Origin of the sequence: Gemmatimonas sp., assembly GCF_044344655.1 — a bacterium.
GTDB lineage: Bacteria > Gemmatimonadota > Gemmatimonadetes > Gemmatimonadales > Gemmatimonadaceae > Gemmatimonas.
This window is the reverse complement of record NZ_JBIJCN010000026.1, coordinates 23,547-46,050: the sequence shown is the minus strand read 5'-3', so window position 1 is coordinate 46,050 and position 22,504 is coordinate 23,547. Positions and strand designations below refer to the sequence as shown.

Below are 22,504 nucleotides of genomic sequence, written 5' to 3'. Positions count from 1 at the left end.
CCGGCCTACGTCAAGGGCGTGGTGAGCTTCTACACCATGTACCACCAGCACCCGGTAGGTCGCCACTTCGTTCAGGTATGCACCACCACGCCGTGCAACGTGTGCGGCGCCGAAGACGTGGTGAAGAGCTTTCTCGAGCACACCGGCTGTGGTGATCTCGGGCTCACGAGTGCCGATGGAAAGTACACGGTCATCGAGGTGGAGTGCCTCGGCGCCTGCGGCTTCGCCACGCCCGTGATGATCAACAACACCTTCATCGAATCCGTGACACCTGAGTCGGTGCCACGCATTCTGTCGGAGCTGAAGTAATGGGATACCCGCACACGTCGCATCCGCGGGAGACACCGGTGCTTTCGAAGTACTTCGGCGATGCCGAGGCGCGCACGCTGGACGGCTGGCGCGCCCGCGGCGGCTATCAAGCGCTCCAGACGGCGCTGGTCACCGACCCGCAGGAATTGCAGGGCATCGTGAAGGACTCGGGCCTGCGTGGCCGTGGTGGGGCAGGCTTCCCGACGGGCATGAAGTGGTCGTTCATGAAGCCCGACGGCAAGACACACTACCTCTGCTGTAACGCCGACGAGTCGGAGCCCGGCACGTTCAAGGATCGCGAAATCATGCGCTGGACGCCGCACGGCCTCGTGGAGGGCGTGGCCCTTGCGGCCCATGCCATCTACGCGGAGACGGCCTACATCTACATCCGCGGGGAGTTCACCGAGCCGTACGCGCGCGTCACCAAGGCCGTGGAAGAGGCGTACGCTGCTGGTGTTCTTGGCGCCAACGCCATGGGCTCCGGCAAGCGCGTCGATGTGCACGTGCACCGCGGAGCAGGGGCGTACATCTGCGGTGAAGAAACGGCGCTGATGAATTCGCTCGAAGGGCGTCGTGGCAATCCGCGCATCAAGCCGCCGTTCCCGGCGGTGGCCGGGCTGTTCGGCAAGCCGACCACGATCAATAACGTGGAAACGCTCACCACCGTACCCTACATCATCAAGAATGGGGCAGCGTGGTACAAGCAGTTCGGCCGTGCCGACAACCCCAAGAGCATCGGCACCAAGCTGTTTTCGGTGTGCGGCAACATCACCCGCCCCGGCAACTATGAAGTCGCGCTGGGGTTCCCATTCAAGGAGTTCCTGTACGACCTGTGCGGGGGCCCGCTTCCAGGGCGTGAAATCAAGGCGGTGATCCCTGGTGGATCCTCGGTGCCGATCCTGACGCGCGAGGAGGCCGAAGGCGCCATCATGGACTACGAGGGCATGGTCGCCGCCGGCACCATGCTGGGCTCCGGCGGCGTGATCGTGTTCGATGACCGCCAGTGCATGGTTCGACAGATCGCGCGCCTCACGCGCTTCTATGCCCACGAGAGCTGCGCGCAGTGTTCCCAGTGCCGGGAAGGCACGGCGTGGACCACGCGCATCATGGAGCGCATTCGCGACGGGGAGGGGACAGCGGAGGACCTCGATACGCTGCTCTCGATCGCCGACAACATGAGCGGCAAGACGATCTGCGTGCTGAGCGATTCCTGCGCCACGCCCGTCGTGTCCGGGCTCAAGAAGTTCCGCCACGAGTTCGAAGCAAAGATCGCCGCGAATCCGTCGATGGTCACCGTGCCCGGGGCGTTCCGCGCCTCGGCAGCGTGAGGACCGCATGCCTGACGTGAAGATGGTGTCGCTGACGATCGAAGGGCGCCCGGTCTCCGTACCGGACGGCATGTCGATTCTCGAGGCGGCTAAGACCGCCGGGGTGCTCATTCCGCACTACTGCTACCATCCGGGACTCCCGGTGGCGGGCGTGTGCCGCATGTGCCTCGTGGAAGTCGAGAAGTTCCCCAAACTGGCCCCTGCGTGCGCCACCAGTGTCATGGAAGGGCAGGTGGTACACGTGCACTCACCCAAGGCGCTCGAAGCCCGCAAGGGGGTGCTCGAGTTCCTGCTCATCAACCACCCGCTCGATTGCCCCATCTGCGATCAAGCCGGTGAGTGCGAGCTGCAGGACTACACCTTCGCCGAAGGGCGCAACGATTCGCGGTATCGCGAACCGAAGCGCTTCAATCCCGTTGAGGATTTCGGCGGCGATGTGCTTTATGTGCAGAACCGCTGCATCCTGTGCACGCGATGCGTGCGCTTCATGGGCGACGTGGCGCACGAGCCCGTGCTCAATGTGTCGGAGCGCGGCGATCGCGCGTTCATCGGCAAGGCCGAAGGGCACGACCTGACGAACCCGTGGGCCGGGAACGTGATCGACCTGTGCCCGGTGGGCGCACTGCTCAGCAAGGACTTCCTCAACAAGGCGCGTGCGTGGGAGCTCGATCGGGCCCCCACGATCTGTACCGGCTGTAGCCAGGGCTGCAACGCCGTGGCGGAGACCCGCGACAACGTGCCCGTGCGCCTCAAGCCGCGTCCCAACGATGCGGTCAACCAGTACTACATGTGCGAGGTGGGTCGAGAGACCTACCGCGAGTTCGCGCGTCGCGATCGTGCCGACCAGCCTATGGTCCGCATGAACGGCGGCCTGCAAGTCGTCGACTGGGATACCGCGCTGAGCGCCTCGGCACGGGTGATCAGCGGCGGCCGGGTAGTCGTGGTCGCGTCACCCAATCTGTCGAATGAAGCGCTCTTTCTTCTCGATCGTCTGGTGGCACGGACGAACGGGCAGGGGATCTTCCGCCTTGAGCGTGGCGCCGTGGTGCCGCTTCCTGGCGCACCGGACCTGGCGCTTCGAGAGGAGCGCGCGGCGAATGCCGTGGGCGCCCGACAGCTTGGCTTTACCGAAGTCGCACAGATCACCGATGCGATTCGAGCGGGCGACACGCTCCTGGTGGTCGGTGATTCCCTCGACGGAATGAGCGCCGACATGCTCGCGCGTGCCGCTCAGCTGGTGTATGTGGGGACGACGGTGCCGACCCTCGCGCAGGCATGGGCCGCTGTGGTCCTCCCGGTGACCAATACCTGGGAGGAAGAAGGGACCTTCACCAACATCCGTGGTCGTGTGCAGCGCTTTCTCCAGGCGCGCACCGCTCCGGGTGTGGCACGCCCCACGTGGTTCGTACTGGGGGATCTGCTCGGCGCCATGGGCGACACGGGAGACTATCACCTCCCGTCGGACGTGTTCGCGGCGCTCGCGTCGTCGCGACCGGCCTTCGCCGGTCTCGAATATGAGGCGCTTGGCCTCCACGGCCTGCCAATCATCGAGCAGACGCTTGCCAGCGCGGCCACGGTGGCGGGGGCTTCGGTATGACCCCCACGGCACTCCTGGCCGCCATCGACCTAGGCACGTGGTTTCCCTACGCCGATTCACAGCAGGCGCCGGCGGCCATCGGCACCTTCGTGGCGGCCAGTGTCATCAAGATCCTCGTATTCTTCGGAATCTACCTGGTTACCGTTGCGCTGCTCACGCTGCTTGAGCGCAAGCTCGCCGCGTGGTTCCAGGACCGACGCGGCCCCAATCGCGCGGGCCCTGGCGGCATTCTCCAGCCCGTGGCCGACGGCATCAAGAATTTCATGAAGGAAGAAACCAATCCGGTTTTTGCGGATCGGTGGCTTTTTATCCTCGCACCGGCGCTGGCGTTCATCCCCGCCATGCTCACGTGGGCCGTGCTGCCGTTTGCGGCGCCGCTCCCCACGCCGTGGGGACTGATCGACATGGCGATTGCGCCGCTGCCCGTGGGCTTCCTGTTCTCGCTCGCGATCTCGTCGCTTGGCGTGTACGGGATCGTGCTGGCGGGTTGGTCATCCAACAACAAGTACGCGCTCCTCGGGGGACTCCGCTCGAGCGCCCAGATGATCTCGTATGAGATCGCGATGGGCATGTCGACCATCCCCGTAATCCTGCTCGCCGGCAACGTCTCGATCGGCGCGATTATCCAGCAGCAGGCCTCGACGGGCTGGAACGTGCTATCGCTCACGATCGCGTGGTTCACGTTCCTCGTGGCCGCCTTCGCCGAGACCAACCGTTTGCCGTTCGACCTGCCGGAAGCCGAGTCGGAACTGGTGGCCGGATATCACACCGAGTACAGCGGCATGAAGTTCTCGATGTTCTTCATCGCCGAGTATGCCAACATGCTCACGGTGAGCGGCCTCACCGCCGCGCTGTTTTTCGGCGGCTGGGACATCCCTTTCACGCAGTGGGACAACGTCGCCCCGTTCACGGTGCTCAAGACGCTGACGACGCTGCTCATGACGTTGATCAAGACCGGCTTCTTCATCTTCGTGTTCATGTGGGTGCGCTGGACGCTGCCGCGATTCCGCTACGACCAGCTGATGTCGCTGGGATGGAGCGTGATGCTTCCCGTGGCACTCGCCTATATCGTCATCATCGCCGCTGCCACCCTCGGCCTCGATATGCTCGGCGTGGCCCGTGGCCCGGTGTTCTCGCTTGCCCTGCTCGGGCTCAACATCGCGCTCATCGCGCTGCTGCTGGGATGGCTGGATCGCGGCAAGCTGATCAGCCCGGCGAGTGCGCGCGTGGGCCCTACGGACCTCGAGCGCCTGCGGGCGCGCGGTCTCGACCTGTCGCGTCGCCAGTTGGCTACGCAGCAGGCACTTCCCGGCGCCACCGGAGTGGTGGGCGCCCCGACACCGACGTTGCTCGCCGAGGGAGGCGACTGATGGCCATCGGCGTGAAGGTCATGGAGCGTCCGCTCGAGCGCGTGAGCTACGTGCGCGCGACGCTCAAGGGGATGGCGGTGACGCTGAAGCACCTCGTGGATCCCCACAAGGTGACCATGGAGTATCCGGAGACGAAGTGGGATCTCTCGCCGCGCTGGCGCGGCACACACCGTATGCTCACCACGGAGGACGGCAAGGCCAAATGTGTGGCCTGCGGTTTGTGCCCCACGGTGTGCCCGGCGAACTGTATCAAGCTCACCCCCGGCGAGGACGAGCAGGGCAACCGCTATCCTCTGGTCTTCGAGATCGACGAATTCCGCTGCATTTTCTGTGGCTACTGCCAGGAGGTGTGTCCGGAGGAGGCGATCCACGTGGGGCGGCATTACGAGAACGCCGAGTATGACCGCGCGGCGTTCGTCTACGACCTCGAGCGCCTGATGGCGCAGACGCATCCGGTCAGCGAGTTGTGGGACCCCGCAGACCCGAAGGGTGAATGAACGGCTTCTTCGAGTTCCAGTTCTATTTCTTCGCGCTGCTCGCGGTCGCGTCGGCGATCCTCTTCGTGACACGCAAGAACCCGGTACCGGCTGCGCTCTGGCTGGTCAACGTGATGTTTGCATTGGCCGGCCTCTATGTGATGCTCGACGCGCCGTTCGTGAGTGCCATTCAGGTACTGGTTTACGCCGGCGCGATCATGGTGGTGTTCGTCTTCGTCGTGATGCTCCTCAACCTCGGCCGCAACGAAATCTCCGATCTGCGCTCGTTGAGTACGCGGATCGGGGCAGGGCTGATGGGCCTTGCGCTGCTGGCCAACCTGCTGGTGGCGTTACGCCGCAAGCTGCCGCGGATCGAACCGGCGTCGGTCTCGGACAATGTGGTTGAGCCGGTCGCCGCGTCGCTTTTCACCGACTATCTCGTGGCTTTCGAACTCACCAGCCTCGTGCTCTTGGTGGCCGTGGTGGGTGCGGTACTCCTTGCCAAGAAGCGGGTGCGGGTATGATCACCGAAGCGCTCATCGTTTCCGCCCTCCTGTTCGTGATCGGCGTCGTCGGCGTGCTCACCCGTCGCAACGCGATCATCCTGTTCATGTGCGCGGAGCTCATGCTCAATGCCGTGAACCTGAGCTTCGTGGCGTTCACGAAACTTCATAACGTCACAGGTCACGTATTCGTGATCATGGTGATGACCATCGCCGCCGCCGAGGCGGCCGTTGGGCTGGCGATCATCCTTTCGATCTTCCGGCATTTCGGCACGGTGGACCTGTCGAACCTTCGGACCCTCCGCGGATGATCGCTGCCTTGCTGCCGATCCTCATCCTGCTGCCGATCCTCGGCTTCTTGGTGAACGGCGTCATTGCGCTCACGCGCACCCCCGATGCCGTCACGGGAGAGCGCTCCACGGCCCGGCATCCGGTCGTCTCCCTCATCGGCCCGGGCGTGATCATTGCCAGCTTCGCGCTGGCCATCGCCCTGTTCATGCGCATGCGCGTGGGACTAGCCGGCCCGGCGGTGGTGTCGCTTGGACAGTGGATGCCCGTCGGTAATCTGGTGGTGGACTGGAGTTTCCAGCTCGATCAGCTGTCGATGCTGATGGTCCTCGTGATCACCGGCGTGGGATCCCTCATTCACCTGTTCTCGATTGGCTACATGAAGGAGGATCCGGGGTACGCCCGCTACTTCGCGTATCTCAATCTCTTCGTGGCCTTCATGCTCGTGCTCGTACTGGGGGGCAGCTACCCGGTCATGTTCGTGGGCTGGGAGGGCGTGGGCCTGGCATCGTATCTGCTGATCGGCTTCTGGTTCAGCGACAAGGCCAATGCCGATGCCGGCAAGAAGGCCTTCGTCGTCAATCGCGTCGGCGACTTCGGCTTCCTCGTGGCGATGTTCCTGATCTGGAGCACCACACAGAAACTCGATTACCTCGGGGCGCATGCGGCGCTCGGCGGAATGGCGGGCGCACCGGTGGTGCTCGCCATCGCGCTCTTCCTGTTCGTTGGGTGCGCCGGCAAGAGCGCGCAGCTGCCGCTGTATATCTGGCTCCCCGATGCCATGGCCGGCCCGACCCCCGTCTCAGCGCTGATCCACGCCGCCACGATGGTGACCGCCGGTGTCTATCTGGTGGCCCGCGCTGCGCCGATTTTCTCGGGTGCACCGGAAGCCTCGCTCGTCGTGGCGACGGTTGGCGCCCTCACGGCGCTGTTCGCGGCCACCATCGCGTTGCGACAGTGGGACATCAAGAAGGTGCTGGCCTACTCCACGGTATCGCAGCTCGGATACATGTTCATCGGCGTGGGGACCGGTGCCTACACTGCCGGTGTCTTTCATCTGGTCACGCACGCCTTCTTCAAGGCCCTGCTGTTCCTCGGTGCCGGGTCGGTGATCCATGCGATGCACCACGCGTATCACCACACGCATCGCCAGGAGGACCCGCAGGACCTTCGCAACATGGGCGGACTTCGGCGTTTCATGCCGGCGACGGCCGCCGCAATGACGCTGGCGACGCTGGCCATTGCCGGTGTGCCTCCGCTGGCCGGTTTCTTTTCAAAGGACGAGATCCTGGCCAGTGTGTTTGCGCGTGCCCACGGGTCACCCCTGGCATCCGCGTCACTCCTGGGCATTCCGGGCAGCTCGCTCCTGTACGTCGTGTACGGCATCGGCGTCGTGACGGCGCTGCTGACCGCCATCTACATGACCCGCATGCTGCTGCTCGCTTTCTACGGTGACAATCGCACCGGTGAGTCAGAGCAGGGTGCGCTGCACGAGGCACCGCTGATCATGACGGCCCCTGTGCTGGTACTGGGTGCGCTCACGGTGGCCGGCGGCTGGCTCAACCTGCCCGCGCTCCTGCCCATTGGCCCCGTCGGTGTCCTCGAGCAATGGCTGGCGCCGGTGACGGGGGCGAGTGCGGCCCGCCTCTCCGGCGGTGGGCACCTCGATCACAATACCGAGGTGGTGCTCGTTGCGATCGCGATCGGTGCGGCCCTCGCGGGGATCGCGCTGGCGATCGTGCTGTATCGGAAGCCGATCAGCGACAAGGCCAATGCTCCGGCAGACACGGGACTGTTGGCGCGTGCCTATGGCGTGGATGCGCTAGTCGACGCCATGATCGTGCGTCCCGTACAAGCGTTCGCCACCGTGGTCCTCGCCCGCGGCGTGGATCGCCAGGTGGATCGTGGTTTCAACGCCGGCGGCTCGCTGTTATCGCGTACGGCGGCGCTCATGGGCGCCCGCCTGCAGGATGGTGACGCGGGCAAGTACGCGTGGCTGCTTGCCGCCGGCGCCGTCGCGCTGATCGCCGCCCTCACGTTGAGCTGACCGATGCAACAGATGCTCCTTTCCCTTGGCGTGGATCAGTGGGTGCTTCCCGCCATGCTCCTGTGGCCGATCCTCGCCGCGCTCACCGTACGCCTCGTGGGTCGTGATGTGGTCGCCGACCCGGCTGCTGCCGTGGCGCCGACCGGGGGCCCCGACGCACGGGTACTCACCCTCGGTGCGCTCATGATCGAGGCGCTGCTCGCCCTTCTCCTCTGGGGCGTATACGATCCGGCCCAGCGCGGCTGGCAGGCGCGCGTCGACCTGCCGTGGCTCACGGATATCGGGGCAACGATCAGCCTTGGCGTGGACGGGCTGTCGCTCCCCATGGTGTTGCTCACCGCGCTGGTGGTACCCCTGTCGCTGCTCGGGTCGTGGAACAATGTACGTGTTCGCACGCCGGCCTTCGGTGCGCTTGCGCTGCTGCTCACCAGCGGACTGGTGGGCGTGTTCGTCACCCTCGATCTCCTGCTGTTCTATCTCGCGTGGGAACTGATGCTCATTCCCACGTACCTACTCGTGGGCATCTGGGGCGCCGCGGGCACGTCACGCGCGAGCCTCCGCTACGTGCTGTTCACGCTCGTGGGCTCGCTGCTGATGCTGGTGGCGATCGTGGTGCTCTGGAATCTGGGTGGAGGCACAACGCTGCACCTCGATGCCTTGCGGGTGATCGCACTCTCTCCCAAGACACAACTGCTGATGTTCGGCGCGTTTTTCGCCGCGTTCGGGGTGAAGTCTGCTCTGGTGCCGTTCCATACATGGCTTCCCGACGCACAGAGCGCCGCGCCCACGCTCGTGTCGATAACGCTCGGGCTCAAGGTCGGTGCCTACGCGATCCTGCGTTTCGCCATTCCGCTCTTCCCGGCCGCCGCTACGAATGAGCAGGTGCGTAGTATCATCCTCGTTTTGTCAGTCATCGCGATTCTCTATGGCGCCCTGCTGGCCATGGCGCAGACGGACTTCAAGCGAATGATCTCCTACAGCTCCATCAGCCATCTGGGCTTCATCATGCTCGGGTGCTTCGCGCTCACGCAGCAGAGCGTGCAGGGGGCGGTGCTGAGCATCGTGAACAGCGGCATTTCCACCAGTGCCCTCTTCCTTCTGGCGGGCATGCTCGAGGATCGCACCGGCTCCACCGAGATGAATAGCTACGGCGGCATCGCCAAGGTCGTGCCCTGGTTCAGCGTGATGCTCACGTTGGTGATGCTCTCCTCGGTGGCACTCCCGGGGACCAACGGCTTCGTGGGTGAGTTTCTCGTGCTGATCGGTACCTACGCCGAGTTGCCGCTGCTGGCGGTGATCGCCACGAGTGGTGTGATTTTCGCCGCGGCCTATGGCATGCGCGCCCTACAGCGCGTGCTCTTCGAGCCGCTCGACGCGGCACGTAACGGCGCGCTCGCCGATCTCGATGGCCGGGAGAAGTTTGTCATGACCGCTTTCGCCGCGGTCATCCTCTATCTTGGCGTGATGCCGCAGCCGCTGCTCCGGCGCGCCGAACGGGCGACGCAGGACCTGGTTGAGGCGGTCCGTTTCGGCCCGAACGCCCCCGCGCAGCTTCCTCCTGTGTCGCTGAACCGATGAGCGAATTCGTGTCTGCCGGCGCGCTGCTTCGCGCCCTTGCTCCCGAGCTCCTACTCTCCGCCGGTGCCATGGCGATGTTGCTGGGGGCGGTGTGGACACCGCAGAGCCAGCACGCAGGCCAGGCGGAGGGTGCCGAGCGCACCGCCACACTCGCCCGCTTCGGCATGGTGCTCTGCATGCTGGTCGGGCTGGTAGTGATGATCGCGTGGGGCGATGGGGCCGCCGGCACCGCAGATCTGCGCATCGCCGGTGACGGCTTCCGCTGGGCGATCGATCTCGTGATCCTGCTCGGCACCGTGATGGCGCTGGTGCTACTCGAGGCCGAGCAACATCGCAGCGCCGCCTTCAGCCCCGAGGTACCGGTACTCGTACTGCTCGCGGCGGTCGGCATGATGGTTTTGGCGGCGGCCCGCGATCTCATGTTCGTGTTCTTGGGCGTTGAGCTCATGTCGCTCGCCATTTACGTGCTGGCTGGCGTGAACCGACGGAGTGCTCGCGGCGCCGAGGCGGCGGTGAAGTACTTCCTGTTGGGGGCGGTGTCGACGGGCTTCCTCCTGTATGGCATGGCCCTGATCTACGGCGCCACGGGGAGCACGCGGTTCACGGACATCGCGCAGTGGCTGGGCGGTCATCCCTCACTGACACCGCTCTTCGTGCTCGGTGCGGCGCTGCTGCTGGTGGGACTTGCCTTCAAGGTGGCTGCGGCGCCGTTCCATTTGTGGACGCCGGATGTGTATGATGGCGCGCCGCTCCCCGTGACGGCGTTCATGTCGGCGACGGTGAAGACAGCGGCGTTTGCCGTGTTTGCCCGCATCATGGTGGAAACACTGGGACTGGCCGCTGCGCGCTGGCACACAGGCATGTGGTGGCTTGCCGTGGTGACGATGGTGGTGGGTAATGTGTTCGCGCTCTCACAAAGCAACCTCGTGCGCATGCTGGCGTACTCGAGCATCGCGCACGCCGGCTACCTGCTGGTGGCCCTCGTGGTTGGAGGGAGCGCCGCAACCACGGCCATCGTGTTCTACATGGTGTCGTACACGCTCGCGACGATGGGCGCGTTCGGCGTGCTTGTGGCAATCAACGACGGGCGGGATCACGCCCCCACGCTCAACGACATCGCCGGCTTGTGGCTGGTGCGTCCCTGGCTGGCGGCCGCGATGGCGGTCTTCCTGTTGGCGTTCCTCGGAATGCCACTGGCCGGGGGCATGGGCTTCTTCGCCAAGTGGTACGTGCTGCAGGCGGCACTGCAGGCCTCCGTCCCGCAGACGATCCTCGCGGTGGTGCTCGTGCTGACCAGCGCTGTGTCGGCCGCCTATTATCTGCAGGTGGTCACGGCGATGTTCATGCGTCCGCGTGCCGAAGGGCAGGCGCTCCCCGGTCATGCGCCGGCCGCGCACGCGCTCATCGCGGTCACCGCGGCGGCCCTGCTGGTGCTCGGCGTCTATCCGACCCCCGTGGTACAGTTGGCCCGGCAGGCCGGAACGAGTGGCAGTGCATCCAGCCCGGCCGCCCCAGTCAGAGATCCCGAAGGGGCCCGTATCCAGGCGGCCACCTTCACCCCGGCCGTGGCCGTGCCGCGCTGAGGCGTCCGACCTCAGGTAGTTTCGTGAAGACCCGTACTTGAGTGGTTTCCGATAGAGCAGACCAGTCCGGTCGGTAGGTCACCTCTCCGTCCCCCGATTCACGTTGGCATGAGCATCAGTCGAACGATCTTCCGTCAGTATGATGTCCGCGGCATCGTGGGTACCGATCTCACGACTGAGGTCGCCTATGGTTTAGGGCGAGGATACGCGGCGCTGCTGGCGGAGCGGGGCATCGTGGGCGCGGTGGCGGTGGGCCGCGACAACCGTCCCAGTGGCACGGCGCTGCGCGACGCGTTGGTCCGTGGACTGACCGAGTGCGGTGTAAGCGTGGTCGACGTGGGTGTGGTCCCCACGCCGCTGCTGTATTGGGCGCTGCACCATGAGCCGGTCGTGGGCGGCATCCAGATCACCGGCTCACACAATCCGCCCGAGTACAATGGGTTCAAGATGTGCCTCGGTACGGCATCGCTGCACGGCGCCGACATCCAGGCGCTGTATGAGCTGATCGTCGGTGGACGTTTCCCGGTGGGGGAGGGACGGGTACGCCATGTCGAAGTGATCGATCGCTATGTGCAGGACATCGTCGCCAAGGTGGGACGCCTCACCCACCGCGATGGCACCCCGCTCAAGGTGGTCTACGACTGTGGCAATGGGGCGGGCGCCCTCGTGGCGCCGCAGCTGTTCGCCGCGCTCGGGGTGGATGGCATCGGCCTCTTCACGGAGAGTGATGGCCGTTTCCCGAACCATCATCCCGACCCCACGGTCCCTGAGAACCTCGAGGACTGTATCGCCGCCGTAAAGGAGAGCGGCGCCGAGATCGGCGTGGCGTTCGACGGGGACGCTGACCGCATCGGGGTAGTCGATGCCCGTGGGCGTATCATCTGGGGCGACCACATCCTGATTCTCTACGCGCGCGATGTTCTGGCACGCACCGGTCGCGGCCAGCCGATCATCTTCGACGTGAAGTGCTCGCAGGCCCTCACCGACGGCATCGAAAAGGCGGGCGGCACCGCCGTGATGTGGAAGACGGGGCACTCGCTCATCAAGGACAAGATGAAGGAGATGCAGGCCCCGATCGCCGGCGAGATGTCGGGGCACATGTTCTTCACCGAAGGCTTCTATGGCCACGACGATGCCCTCTATGCGGCGGCGCGGCTGCTGCGGATCATCGCCGACAGCGGCAAGCGCATCGACGAACTCCTTGCCGATGTCCCGCCCTTCGTCTCCACGCCCGAACTCCGCATCGACACCGATGAGGCCACCAAGTTCGCCATCATGTCCCGGGCGGTGCCGTACTTCAAGGCCACGCACGACGTGATCGACGTGGACGGGGTGCGCGTGCTGTTCGGCGACGGATGGGGATTGCTGCGGGCATCCAACACGCAGCCCGTGATCGTGGCCCGGTACGAGGCGCGCACGCCGGAGCGTCTCGACGAGATCCGCGGCGTCATGGAAGGTTTCCTCCGTGCGCAGGGCGTGCCGCTCTGATCGCGCTCCGGGCCCTCTGACGTGCGCGCGCGCGGCTGGCTGCTGCTTGCCGTGACCCTTGCGGTCGTGCTGCTCCTGGTGGGCCGCACCGCGACGGTGCTGTATGTCGATCTCGCCTGGTTTGCCGCGATGGGTGCCCCGTCGCTGTTCTGGGAGCAGGTGCTCGATCGGGCGCTGCTGCAGGGGGGCGCGTGGCTAGTCGGCTCCGGCTTCGCCTTTGCCAATCTGCACGCCGTACGGCGCACCATCCTCACCGTCGCCGTCCCGTCGCGCGTCGCCAACATCGAGCTCACGGCCATGGTGCCCGGGCGGCGTCTGCTGTCGGCCACGATCATCGTGGCACTGCTCGTGGGGGCGGTACTCGCGATTCCCCTCACCAACTGGGAAGATCTCGCCCTCGTGCGGCATGGGGTGCCTTTCGGAGAAATCGAAGGGATCTTCGATCGGGATCTCGGGCACTACGTGTACTGGCTTCCCTTGGAGGAAGCGCTGTACCTGTGGTCCCTCGTCAGTGTGGTGGCCGTTACGGCGCTCGTGCTCGTGCTGTATGCCCTCACGCGTTCCCTGCGCCTCGAAGGGCGGCGCATCGCGGCCTCCTCGCACGTGCGGCGACATCTCAGTGTGCTGGGCGCACTGGTCCTGTTGCTGCTCGCCTGGAGCTATCGGCTCGACGCCTTCGATCTCCTCCAACAGGGGAGTGGGCCCGATGGCCAATTCCTACGCGTGGATCATCGGGTGACACTCCGCATGGATGCGGTGCTTGCCTACGGTTCCGCCATCGCCGCCCTGATCATCTTGCGCACCGGCTGGGCCGGACAACTGCGGGCGGCCTTTGTCACGCTCACCGCAGTGCTTGTCGCGGCGGTGCTCCTGCGCCACGCGGCCCCCGTCGTCCTCGCGCGTGGCGATACGTTGGGCGATCCCGCGCGCCGCGACCTCGATTACGTCGCTTCGCGCGCGCTGTACAGCCGCCGTGCCTTCGATGTCGACGCCATCCGCATGACCGTCGGCGACAGCAGCGGAGCGGCACCAGTCCCGACCCGCATTGCATCGCTCGCCGCACGAACCAGTCTCTGGGACCGAACCACGCTGGAACGCACGGTGGGGGAGCCACCGCCGGTAACGGATCGGTCGGCGCGCGTCGTGCGCCCTGCCCGGAACATGGACGCCGCGCCGATGGGATGGACAGTGGCCAACGGTCACCTGTCAGCGCTCCTTCTGCACCGTCCCACGGGCGCGAAGGAGGACTGGCGCGCGGTGGTGCTCGATGTCACGCGCCCGGTGCTGCGTGACAGTACGATCGATGTCGCCGGCACAGGCGGCGCCGAGGCGGATCCGTGGCCGTTGGTGGGCCCGGGGATGCAGGGAGAGCGCCTGCTCGACGCCGCCGTCGCCCCTGAGGTACCCGCCGCGTCACTTGCGTCGCGCACCTCGCGATTGGCGCACGCGTGGGCCTTGCGCAATGTGTCGCTGCTCCACGCCGACACGGCGGCAGCGCCCCCCGTGCTAGTGACCTATCGCGACGTGCGCGAACGCGTCCGGCGACTCGCCCCCGTCTTTGCGCAGGGGAGTGACGTGGTCCCCGTGCAGGATGGCGACCGGCTCTACTGGACATTGCATCTCTACAGCGCCTCCGATCGCTATCCACTCAGCCAGCGATGGCAAATCGCCGGCCGTGTGTACGCGTACTTCAAGCTGGCGGCCACCGCCGTCGTAGACGCGGCGACGGGACGGGTGCTCCTGGTGTCCGTCGCGCACCCCGATCCGCTGATGCGCACCTGGATGACCCGATGGCCGGCCCTCTTCACGCCGGTGAGCGCTCTCCCAGCTGCCCCCCGCCAGTGACGGCGCGTTCGCCCAGGCACGTACCTTCGCCCGGTATGGATCGCGGAGCCAAGGCAGCGACACCCGGCACCTTCCGGACAGCGCGTTTGTGGGAGGAACGCCCGCGCCGGTGCTGTTCGACGGTGGCCGGACCGCGGTGCTTGGCTGGAGCGTGCCGGTTCTGGGCCCGGAGGAACAACTCAACGGGGTGTTCACGGCGACCGGGGGGGCGGAACGGAGTGCCTGGTGGTCCCGCGAGACGCCCCCCACATCGTGGCGCCAGACGATCAGCCGACTCCAGACGGCGCTCGACCATGTCCTCGACAGTGCGCGTACGGGCGCCCGGGAAGCCACACGACGGGATACCCGCTGGCGCTTGGGACGCCCCCAGCCCCTGGTCTCCACACGCGGGGTGCTCGTGTTTCAGACGCTGTCGTTCGCCCGAGGTGATGGCAGCACCGTCGTGGCGCGTGTCGCCGTTACCGATGGAACGCGGACCGGCGTGGGCCCCACGCTTGGCGAGGCGTTGCAGGCGCTGGGCGAAACCGTGTCGGCAGCGGGAGAGCCGGCCGGACCGCCGGTCTCACTCGGCACCGACAGCCGCGAAGCCGGAGCCGCTCGGCTCTATGAGGCCATGCGTGAGGCGATGCAACGGGGGGACTGGCGAGCCTTCGGCGCAGCGTTCGACAGCCTCGGACGTGTATTGGGACGACCGCCGCAGTAGCTGCGGCCGGGGTGTCGCTGCCGGTTCACGGCGGCGCCTCGTGATCGGGCCACCGGATCATCAGCAACGGGCATATTGCTGTTTGCCGGTACGACCACCTAGCATTGAATCGCTGACATTCCCCAGATCACCTTGGAGAGCGCGTGAACCTACACGAGTATCAGGCGAAGGAGCTGTTACGGGCGGCCGGCGTGCCAATCCCGCCCGGCGAGATCGCCACGACGCCGGACCAGGCGGAAGCGATCGCCCGGTCGTACGGCACGGCAGTGATGGTGAAGGCCCAGGTACATGCCGGAGGCCGCGGTAAGGCTGGCGGCGTGAAGTTCTGCCCCACGCCGGAAGCCGCCAAGGAAAAGGCCACGGCGATCCTCGGCATGACCATCAAGGATCTCACCGTCGAGAAGGTGCTGGTGACGGTCGCGGCCGACATCGGCTCCGAGGCCTATGTGGGCATCATCGTGGACCGCGCCACCAAGAAGCCGGTGTTCATGGTGTCCGCCGCCGGCGGCATCGACATCGAGGAAGTCGCGGCCAGCACGCCCGAAAAAATCCTCTACCACCCGGTCGACACGCGCTACGGCCTCCTGCCGTTCGAAGCGATGCGCATGGGCTTCTTCCTGTACAAGGACGTGAAGCTCGCGCGTCAGGCCGCGAAGATCATGCAGCAGCTCTACACGGCGTTCATGAACGCCGGCTGCTCGCTCGCCGAAATCAATCCGCTGGTGATGACGCCACAGGGCGAACTCATTGCGGTCGACGGCAAGATGGTCATCGACGACAACGAACTCGATCGTCGCCCAGAAATTTCGGCGCTGCGCGACGAGTCGTCGGAAGCACCGAGCGAAGTCGATGCGCGCAACGCGAACCTCACGTTCATCAAGCTCGATGGCAACGTGGGCTGCGTGGTGAACGGCGCCGGTCTCGCCATGGCGACGATGGACCTCGTGAAGTACTACGGTGGTGATCCGGCGAACTTCCTCGACATCGGCGGTTCATCGAATCCGGAGAAGGTCGTGAATGCGTTGCGCATCATCACCGCCGACCCGAACGTGAAGTGCATTCTGTTCAACATTTTCGGTGGCATCACGCGCACCGATGACGTCGCCAATGGCATCGTCACGGCGACCAAACAGAATCCGCTGAAGGTGCCCATCGTCATTCGCCTCACCGGCACCAACGAGGAGATCGCCCTGAAGATTCTCAAGGACAACGGCTTCGCGGCCTCGAGCGACATGGATTCGGCCGTGCAGCGCGCCGTGGAACTCGCCACCAAGGGAGGTGCGGCGTGAGCATCTTCATTGACAAGGCCACCAAGCTGGTGGTGCAGGGGATCACGGGCCGTGACGGCTCGTTCCATGCCAAGCAGATGATCGAGTACGGCACACAGGTCGTGGCCGGCGTGACCCCCGGCAAGGGGGGGCAGACGTTCGAGGGCACGGCGCCCATCTTCGACACCGTGCACGATGCGGTGCAGGCGACGGGGGCCAACACCTCGGTCATCTACGTGCCGCCCATGTTCGCCGCCGATGCGATCATGGAAGCCGCGGCCGCGGGCGTGAAGTTCATCGTCTGCATCACCGAGGGCGTGCCGGTGCTGGACATGACGCGCGTGTATCCGTTCGTGAAAGAGCACGGCGCGCGCTTGCTCGGCCCGAACTGCCCGGGCCTCATCACCCCCGGCGAGAGCAAGGTGGGCATTATCCCCGGCCGCATCTGCGCGCCCGGCCCGGTGGGTGTGGTGAGCCGCTCGGGTACGCTCACGTATGAGGTCGTGAACGCGCTCACCAAGGCCGGCATCGGCCAGAGCACCTGCGTGGGCATCGGCGGTGACCCGATCAACGGGACCAACTTCATTGATTGCCTCGCCGCGTTCGAGAAGGACCCGAACACCAAGGCCGTGGCCATGATGGGCGAGATCGGGGGGACCGACGAGCAGGAAGCCGCCGACTTCGTGAAGCAGCACATGACCAAGCCGGTCGTCGGCTTTATCGCCGGCCAGACCGCTCCGCCGGGCCGGCGGATGGGTCACGCGGGCGCCATTATCTCCGGATCGGCCGGGACGGCCGCGGAGAAGATCGAGGCGTTCAAGGCCGCCGGGATGGGTGTGGCCCAGCGTCCTGTAGACTTTGTGGAGCTGATCAAGGCCCGTCTTTCCTGAGGGCCCGGGTTGGTTATCTTGCGCGCGGCGGGGGCTTCGGCTCCCGCCGCGCCGTGTTTCGGGCGCCCCCCTCACCATTCAGACCTACTCGGACCATGGCTGGCCGTCGCACTCTTACGATCGTCAAGCCCGACGCCTTCGGCGCCGGCAATGCAGGCAATATCATCGCGCTGCTTGAGAAGCAGGGCTTTCAGGTGAAGGCCGCGCGCGTCATGCACCTGACCACGGCCCAAGCCGGTGCGTTTTACGAAGTGCACAAGGAGCGCCCGTTTTTTGGCGAGCTCGTCGACTTCATGACCAGCGGTCCGTGCATGCCGATGATCTTGGAAAAGGACGAGGCCGTAGCGGCCCTTCGCACGGCGATCGGCGCGACCGATCCGGCCGAGGCCGCCGCGGGCACGGTGCGCAAGCTGTACGCCGAGTCGAAGGGGAAGAACGCGATCCATGCGTCCGACTCCGACGAGAACGCGGCGCGTGAGGCCCGCTTCTTCTTTGCCGAAGCCGACGTGATCTAACTCCGCACGACGGCGGCACTTGGGCCGGCCGTCCGCGGGGCAGAAAAGCAGCGCCAGCCCTTGTGTCCCGCGGGCTGGCGCTCTACGTTACACGGCTATGCTGTGCTTTGACATCCGCACCCTGGAAGCCCGCGCCGAAAGCGTTGATGGTCGGCTCGACGCCGGGGATCCGGTGTGGGAGGCAGACGATTCACGTCCGGTAGAGCCCGGGGTGCACGTGACGGGCCGTCTCTCGAGTGCGGGGCACGACCGCTTTTATTTCAGCGGCCGGTTCGAAGGCACGGCAGTGGCGGAGTGCAGGCGTTGCCTGAACGAAGCCATTGTGCAGGTGTCGGAGGATGTGCAGTTGATCTTTGCCGAGTCCGGTTCGGACGAGGCAGAGGAAGACGACGTCGTGCTGATCCCTGCAGGCGAGCGGGAACTCGATCTTCGCTCGGCGGTGCGCGAGGAGTGGCTGCTGGCCGTTCCGGCGTTTGCGCTGTGCCGGGAGGAGTGCCGGGGACTCTGTCCGTCCTGCGGCGCCGATCGCAATACGGGGGAATGCACCTGTCCCCCACCATCTGATCCCCGCTGGGACGTTCTGCGCACACTGCGCTGAGCCTCCGGCGGTCCTTACGTCTCGAAAAGTTCAGGTCAGCATCCCATGGCCGTACCGAAGCGCCGTACCTCCAAGCGGCGGAAGCGCGCCCGCAACACGCACAAGACCGCGCCCGCCATCGTGATTCAGTCGTGCCCCCAGTGTGGCACGGCCAAGCGCCCGCACCGCGTTTGCGGGGAATGCGGGTTCTATGCCGGCGAGCAGCGGGTAACGGCGCAGGAAGCGTAAGCTTGGCGCGCATCGCCGTGGATGCCATGGGGGGCGATTTCGCCCCCCGGGCCCCCATCGCGGGCGCCCTCCAGGCGCTCGGCGCCCTGGCTCCCGATCACCACATCGAGCTGGTTGGCCAGACGGCCGTCATCGAAGCGGAACTCGAGACGCTCTTGCGTGATGAGTTCGCGGCCCTCGCGCATGTCCGGGATCGCCTGTCGATCGTTGAGGCGCCCGAGGTGATCGAGATGACGGACAAGCCGTCGGTCGCGCTCAGGGGCAAGACCAACAGTTCCATGGTCGTCGGCATCAAGCGTGTCGCCGAGGGCCGTGCGCACGCGTTTGTCTCCGCCGGCAACACCGGTGCGCAGATGGCCGCGTCTTTGGTGTTGCTCAAGCTCCACCCGGGACTGACCCGCCCTGCCATCGGGACCATCTTCCCCACGGCCTCGCAGCCCGTCCTCGTGCTCGACGTGGGCGCCAATGTGGATTGTGCGGCCGAAGAGCTGGTACAGTTCGCACGCATTGGCACGGTCTACGCCCGCGCACTGCTCGGGCGTGACACCCCGGCCGTCGGATTGCTCTCCATCGGTGAAGAGCCCGAGAAGGGGAATCTCGCCGTCAAGGAAGCCCACCAGCGCCTCCTCGGCGCCGGCGTGCACTTCATCGGCAACGTGGAGGGGCGGGACTTACCGAAGGGCCGCTGCGATCGCGGGCCCATCGACGTGGTCGTGTGCGACGGATTCACCGGGAACATCCTGCTCAAGTTCTACGAGGGCATCGGCCCGATGCTGATCGGCATGGTCTCCAAGGTCGCCGGTCTCGATGCCCGTGAGATTGCCGGCTCCCTCAAGGAACTCGATGTGGATGAGTACGGCGGAGCCCCCCTCCTGGGCGTGCGCGGTGTGTCCATCATCTCCCACGGCAAGAGCTCTCCCAAAGCCATCAAGAACGCGATCGCCGTCGCGCTGCGCGCCTACGAGTCGGGGATGACCGAGGAGATTGGTCACCGGCTCGCTGAATCGATGCCGCAGGCGCTCGCCACCGGATCCGCGACATGAAGCGTCCGTTCTCGTATATCGCCGGCACCGGCCACGCCGTACCGGACAGGATCGTCACGAACCATGACCTCGCGGCCATGGGGATCGACACTAACGACGAGTGGATCGTCGAGCGTACCGGCATTCGCCAGCGCCACATCGCCGAGCCGGGCGAGTCGCTCAGCTCCCTCTGTGCGAAAGCGTCGCAGCAGGCCATGGCGCGAGCCGGCGTCACGGCGGGCGAGATCGATGTCATCATCGTGGGCACCGCGTCGCCGGATCATCTCCTCCCGTCGCAGGCCGTTGAAGTGCAGACGGCGCTCGGTGCCTCGCGCGCGGCCGCGTTCGACGTGGCCTCGGCCTGCTCGGGCTGGCTCTACGGGGCCATCGTGGGCGATTCGATGATTGCCAGCGGTGCGGCCGACACGGTGCTCGTAATCGGTGCCGAGAAGCTCAGTGCGATCGTGGACTGGACCGATCGCAACACCTGCATCCTCTTTGCCGATGGCGCCGGCGCCACCGTCCTCCGGCGCGCGAAGGGGGAGAAGCGGGAGAAGGGCATTCTTTCGACCTTTATGCGCTCCGACGGATCGCTGGCCGAATTGCTGTGGCGTCCGGCCGGCGGCGGCGCCGAGCCGTATTCGCCGGAGACGGCAAGCCGAGCCTGTATCCAGATGGCGGGGCGCGAAGTGTTCAAGCACGCTGTACGCTCCATGGCCGAAGCGACCGATCGCGCGCTCGACAGTGCGCGCATCACCGCGGCCGATGTGGATCTTCTCATTCCGCACCAGGCAAACATCCGCATCATCGAAGCCACGGCCAAACATGCCGGCATCCCGATGGACAAGGTGTTCGTCAACGTCGATCGCTTTGGTAACACCTCGGCGGCGTCCATTCCGATCGCGCTCAATGACGCGAGGGAGCAGGGTCGTGTGAAGGAGGGGAGCACCGTGCTGTTCGCCGCGTTCGGCGCTGGCTTTACGTGGGGCTCCCTCGTCGTGCGGTTCTGACCGCGGCGCCCCAGGCCACTCCGCACTCACCGATACCCCCGATGGCCATGCAATACGTGCTCCTGCTGCCCGGTCAGGGTTCGCAGAAGGTCGGCATGGGCAAGGACCTCTACGAGGCCTTCCCGGCAGCCCGCGACGCCTTTCACGCGGTGGACGATGCCGTGGGTGCCGCGCTATCCACGCTGGCCTTTGAGGGGCCGGCCGACGAGCTCACGCTCACACTCAATGCCCAGCCGGCATTGCTGGCGCACAGCGCCGCGGTCTGGGCGGTGCTGCGTGAGGCGATCGGCGAGCACGTCGTGAGCGCGGCGGGGCACTCGCTTGGCGAGTTCTCGGCGTACCACACGGCAGGGACCCTTGAGCTCGGGGCGGCGGCGCGCATCGTTCGACGTCGCGGCACCCTGATGTACGAGCAGGGGGTCCAGCGCCCCGGCGCCATGGCCGCCATCCTGGGCGTGCTCACTGTCAGCATCGATGACCTCTGCGCGCAGGCATCCGCCGAACGTGGGCTCGTCGTTCCGGCCAATTACAACAGCGAAGAGCAGGTGGTGATCTCGGGCGAAGTGGCCGGCGTGGAACGGGCCATGGAGCTGGCCAAGGACGCGGGCGCCAAGCGCTGCCTGCCGCTGCCCGTCAGCGGCGCCTTCCACTCGCCACTCATGGCACCGGCCGTCGACGGACTTGCGCAGGCGCTCGATGCCGAATCGTGGCATGCGCCGCGCATGCCGGTGGTCGCCAACGTCAACGCCGAGCCGATCACCGACGCGCAGGTGGCCCGTGACCTGCTGGTGCAGCAGCTCACCGCACCGGTGCAGTGGACGCGCGTGATGCGGGCGCTGGCCGAGCGTAATCCCGACGCCACGTTCGTCGAGATTGGCAGCGGCGCCGTGCTCACCGGTCTGGCGCGACGGATTGCACCGGGCGTGAAGACGGCGGCGGTGGGTACCGTGGCGGAGGTCGAGAAGTTCCTCGACACCGCGGCTCAGAACTCTTAACAGGCGCGCACGCTATGGCGACGGGAATGCAGATCGATCTGAGCGGCCGGGTGGCACTCGTGACGGGCTCCACGCGCGGCATCGGCCGCGCCATTGCCACGCGCCTGGCGCGTGCCGGCGCCCGCGTCGCGGTCACGGGGCGCGACCAGGCCAAAGCCAGCGCGGCGGCCGCAGAGATCGCAGCCGAGACAGGCGCGGACGTCCGGGGATTTGCCGCGGACGTCGCCGAGGTCGCGCAGGCGACGGCGCTGATCGAGGCGGTGGAGAAGGACTTCGGGCAGGTGGACATTTTGGTGAACAATGCCGGCCTCACCCGCGACAATCTCCTGATGCGTCTCAAGGACGATGATTGGGATGCCGTGCTGCACGCCAACTTGCGCGGCGCCTTCGCCACCTGTCGGGCGGCCAGCCGGGGCATGATGAAGCGTCGCTGGGGGCGCATCATCAACGTGGCCAGCGTGGTGGGGCTGATCGGCAACAAGGGGCAGGCCAACTACGCAGCAAGCAAGGCGGGGCTGATCGGCATGACCAAGTCGATCGCCAAGGAGCTCGCCTCCCGGAACGTGCTCGCCAACGTGGTGGCCCCGGGGTTCATCGAGACCGACATGACGGCGGCGATGCCCCCTGAGGCCCGGGCTTCGATGAGTGCGGGGATACCGCTCGAGCGGCTCGGGACTCCCGACGACATTGCGGGCATGGTGGTCGTGCTCGCATCCGACCTGACCAGTTATGTGACGGGGCAGGTCTTTGTGGTGGACGGCGGCCTGGTGATGTAGGCTGGCCGGGGAGGCGGCGAAAAATGGCGGGAATTGTCCCGTCTCCCCTCCCTGTGCCGCGGCCTTTTGGCTAAGTTCCCCATTCTC

The 22,504-nt window shown here is 66.1% G+C and carries 21 protein-coding genes and 1 pseudogene; all 22 read left to right on the top strand.

The genetic code is table 11. The features are described from left to right. Positions 1–309 (top strand): NAD(P)H-dependent oxidoreductase subunit E (locus tag ACIQ51_RS08660; RefSeq protein ID WP_396204639.1); only part of this gene is annotated, 309 nt, incomplete at its 5' end. Then, positions 309–1,637 (top strand): NADH-quinone oxidoreductase subunit NuoF, encoded by a 1,329-nt coding sequence (gene nuoF / locus ACIQ51_RS08655; protein ID WP_396204638.1) that lies wholly within the window; start codon positions 309–311, stop codon positions 1,635–1,637. The genes ACIQ51_RS08660 and nuoF, both read left to right, overlap by 1 nt. A gap of 7 nt (positions 1,638–1,644) precedes the next feature. After that, positions 1,645–3,234 (top strand): 2Fe-2S iron-sulfur cluster-binding protein, encoded by a 1,590-nt coding sequence (locus tag ACIQ51_RS08650; protein ID WP_396204637.1) that lies wholly within the window; start codon positions 1,645–1,647, stop codon positions 3,232–3,234. Between the two features lie 77 nt (positions 3,235–3,311). Next, positions 3,312–4,319 (top strand): annotated as a pseudogene (gene nuoH, locus ACIQ51_RS08645) (NADH-quinone oxidoreductase subunit NuoH); the annotation flags it as partial. A 284-nt stretch (positions 4,320–4,603) separates the two neighbouring features. Further along, entirely contained in the window at positions 4,604–5,101 is a 498-nt protein-coding gene (locus tag ACIQ51_RS08640) for a NuoI/complex I 23 kDa subunit family protein (RefSeq protein WP_396204636.1), read from the top strand. After that, entirely contained in the window at positions 5,098–5,604 is a 507-nt protein-coding gene (locus ACIQ51_RS08635; RefSeq protein ID WP_396204635.1) for an NADH-quinone oxidoreductase subunit J, read from the top strand. Before ACIQ51_RS08640 ends, ACIQ51_RS08635 begins: the two co-directional genes overlap by 4 nt. Further along, positions 5,601–5,894, top strand: coding sequence for an NADH-quinone oxidoreductase subunit NuoK (gene nuoK, locus ACIQ51_RS08630; protein ID WP_396204634.1), 294 nt, complete (start codon positions 5,601–5,603; stop codon positions 5,892–5,894). The genes ACIQ51_RS08635 and nuoK overlap by 4 nt, the downstream gene beginning before the upstream one ends. After that, complete coding sequence (gene nuoL, locus ACIQ51_RS08625; protein ID WP_396204633.1) at positions 5,891–7,918, top strand: NADH-quinone oxidoreductase subunit L; 2,028 nt, start codon at positions 5,891–5,893, stop codon at positions 7,916–7,918. The genes nuoK and nuoL overlap by 4 nt, the downstream gene beginning before the upstream one ends. Before the next feature lie 3 nt (positions 7,919–7,921). Further along, on the top strand, positions 7,922–9,496 hold the full coding sequence (locus ACIQ51_RS08620) for a NuoM family protein (protein ID WP_396204632.1): 1,575 nt from the start codon (positions 7,922–7,924) through the stop codon (positions 9,494–9,496). Beyond that, on the top strand, positions 9,493–11,079 hold the full coding sequence (locus ACIQ51_RS08615) for an NADH-quinone oxidoreductase subunit N (protein WP_396204631.1): 1,587 nt from the start codon (positions 9,493–9,495) through the stop codon (positions 11,077–11,079). The genes ACIQ51_RS08620 and ACIQ51_RS08615 overlap by 4 nt, the downstream gene beginning before the upstream one ends. 108 nt (positions 11,080–11,187) lie before the next feature. Beyond that, a complete protein-coding gene (locus tag ACIQ51_RS08610) occupies positions 11,188–12,567 on the top strand; it encodes a phosphomannomutase/phosphoglucomutase (protein WP_396204630.1) in 1,380 nt (459 codons plus the stop codon). A gap of 21 nt (positions 12,568–12,588) precedes the next feature. Next, the gene (locus ACIQ51_RS08605) at positions 12,589–14,412 is read left to right on the top strand and encodes a UPF0182 family protein (protein WP_396204629.1); all 1,824 of its coding nucleotides are present in this window, start codon (positions 12,589–12,591) and stop codon (positions 14,410–14,412) included. An 88-nt stretch (positions 14,413–14,500) separates the two neighbouring features. After that, positions 14,501–15,115, top strand: a complete 615-nt coding sequence (locus ACIQ51_RS08600) for a hypothetical protein (RefSeq protein ID WP_396204628.1) — start codon at positions 14,501–14,503, stop codon at positions 15,113–15,115. Between the two features lie 143 nt (positions 15,116–15,258). Continuing rightward, the gene (gene sucC / locus ACIQ51_RS08595) at positions 15,259–16,404 is read left to right on the top strand and encodes an ADP-forming succinate--CoA ligase subunit beta (protein WP_396204627.1); all 1,146 of its coding nucleotides are present in this window, start codon (positions 15,259–15,261) and stop codon (positions 16,402–16,404) included. Next, positions 16,401–17,273: a succinate--CoA ligase subunit alpha gene (gene sucD, locus ACIQ51_RS08590; protein WP_396204626.1), complete on the top strand. Its 873-nt coding sequence runs from the start codon at positions 16,401–16,403 to the stop codon at positions 17,271–17,273. The genes sucC and sucD overlap by 4 nt, the downstream gene beginning before the upstream one ends. A 95-nt stretch (positions 17,274–17,368) precedes the next feature. Further along, positions 17,369–17,788, top strand: coding sequence for a nucleoside-diphosphate kinase (gene ndk / locus ACIQ51_RS08585; protein ID WP_396204625.1), 420 nt, complete (start codon positions 17,369–17,371; stop codon positions 17,786–17,788). Between the two features lie 97 nt (positions 17,789–17,885). Beyond that, entirely contained in the window at positions 17,886–18,386 is a 501-nt protein-coding gene (locus ACIQ51_RS08580) for a YceD family protein (RefSeq protein ID WP_396204624.1), read from the top strand. 45 nt (positions 18,387–18,431) lie between these two features. After that, entirely contained in the window at positions 18,432–18,614 is a 183-nt protein-coding gene (rpmF, locus tag ACIQ51_RS08575; RefSeq protein WP_396204623.1) for a 50S ribosomal protein L32, read from the top strand. 2 nt (positions 18,615–18,616) lie between these two features. Further along, complete coding sequence (plsX, locus tag ACIQ51_RS08570; protein ID WP_396204622.1) at positions 18,617–19,657, top strand: phosphate acyltransferase PlsX; 1,041 nt, start codon at positions 18,617–18,619, stop codon at positions 19,655–19,657. Then, entirely contained in the window at positions 19,654–20,646 is a 993-nt protein-coding gene (locus ACIQ51_RS08565; RefSeq protein ID WP_396204621.1) for a beta-ketoacyl-ACP synthase III, read from the top strand. The genes plsX and ACIQ51_RS08565 overlap by 4 nt, the downstream gene beginning before the upstream one ends. 47 nt (positions 20,647–20,693) lie before the next feature. After that, on the top strand, positions 20,694–21,641 hold the full coding sequence (gene fabD / locus ACIQ51_RS08560) for an ACP S-malonyltransferase (protein ID WP_396204620.1): 948 nt from the start codon (positions 20,694–20,696) through the stop codon (positions 21,639–21,641). Positions 21,642–21,655: 14 nt separating this feature from the next. Beyond that, positions 21,656–22,417 (top strand): 3-oxoacyl-[acyl-carrier-protein] reductase, encoded by a 762-nt coding sequence (gene fabG / locus ACIQ51_RS08555; RefSeq protein ID WP_396204619.1) that lies wholly within the window; start codon positions 21,656–21,658, stop codon positions 22,415–22,417. Positions 22,418–22,504: the final 87 nt, after the last annotated feature.

What these genes read in the sequence shown, in the direction of transcription:
- nuoF (WP_396204638.1), top strand. Translation starts at nt 309, where the DNA reads ATGGGATACCCGCACACGTCGCATCCGCGGGAGACACCGGTGCTTTCG.
- ACIQ51_RS08650 (WP_396204637.1), top strand. Translation starts at nt 1,645, where the DNA reads ATGCCTGACGTGAAGATGGTGTCGCTGACGATCGAAGGGCGCCCGGTC.
- ACIQ51_RS08640 (WP_396204636.1), top strand. Translation starts at nt 4,604, where the DNA reads ATGGCCATCGGCGTGAAGGTCATGGAGCGTCCGCTCGAGCGCGTGAGC.
- ACIQ51_RS08635 (WP_396204635.1), top strand. Translation starts at nt 5,098, where the DNA reads ATGAACGGCTTCTTCGAGTTCCAGTTCTATTTCTTCGCGCTGCTCGCG.
- nuoK (WP_396204634.1), top strand. Translation starts at nt 5,601, where the DNA reads ATGATCACCGAAGCGCTCATCGTTTCCGCCCTCCTGTTCGTGATCGGC.
- nuoL (WP_396204633.1), top strand. Translation starts at nt 5,891, where the DNA reads ATGATCGCTGCCTTGCTGCCGATCCTCATCCTGCTGCCGATCCTCGGC.
- ACIQ51_RS08620 (WP_396204632.1), top strand. Translation starts at nt 7,922, where the DNA reads ATGCAACAGATGCTCCTTTCCCTTGGCGTGGATCAGTGGGTGCTTCCC.
- ACIQ51_RS08615 (WP_396204631.1), top strand. Translation starts at nt 9,493, where the DNA reads ATGAGCGAATTCGTGTCTGCCGGCGCGCTGCTTCGCGCCCTTGCTCCC.
- ACIQ51_RS08610 (WP_396204630.1), top strand. Translation starts at nt 11,188, where the DNA reads ATGAGCATCAGTCGAACGATCTTCCGTCAGTATGATGTCCGCGGCATC.
- ndk (WP_396204625.1), top strand. Translation starts at nt 17,369, where the DNA reads ATGGCTGGCCGTCGCACTCTTACGATCGTCAAGCCCGACGCCTTCGGC.
- ACIQ51_RS08580 (WP_396204624.1), top strand. Translation starts at nt 17,886, where the DNA reads ATGCTGTGCTTTGACATCCGCACCCTGGAAGCCCGCGCCGAAAGCGTT.
- rpmF (WP_396204623.1), top strand. Translation starts at nt 18,432, where the DNA reads ATGGCCGTACCGAAGCGCCGTACCTCCAAGCGGCGGAAGCGCGCCCGC.
- ACIQ51_RS08565 (WP_396204621.1), top strand. Translation starts at nt 19,654, where the DNA reads ATGAAGCGTCCGTTCTCGTATATCGCCGGCACCGGCCACGCCGTACCG.
- fabD (WP_396204620.1), top strand. Translation starts at nt 20,694, where the DNA reads ATGCAATACGTGCTCCTGCTGCCCGGTCAGGGTTCGCAGAAGGTCGGC.
- fabG (WP_396204619.1), top strand. Translation starts at nt 21,656, where the DNA reads ATGGCGACGGGAATGCAGATCGATCTGAGCGGCCGGGTGGCACTCGTG.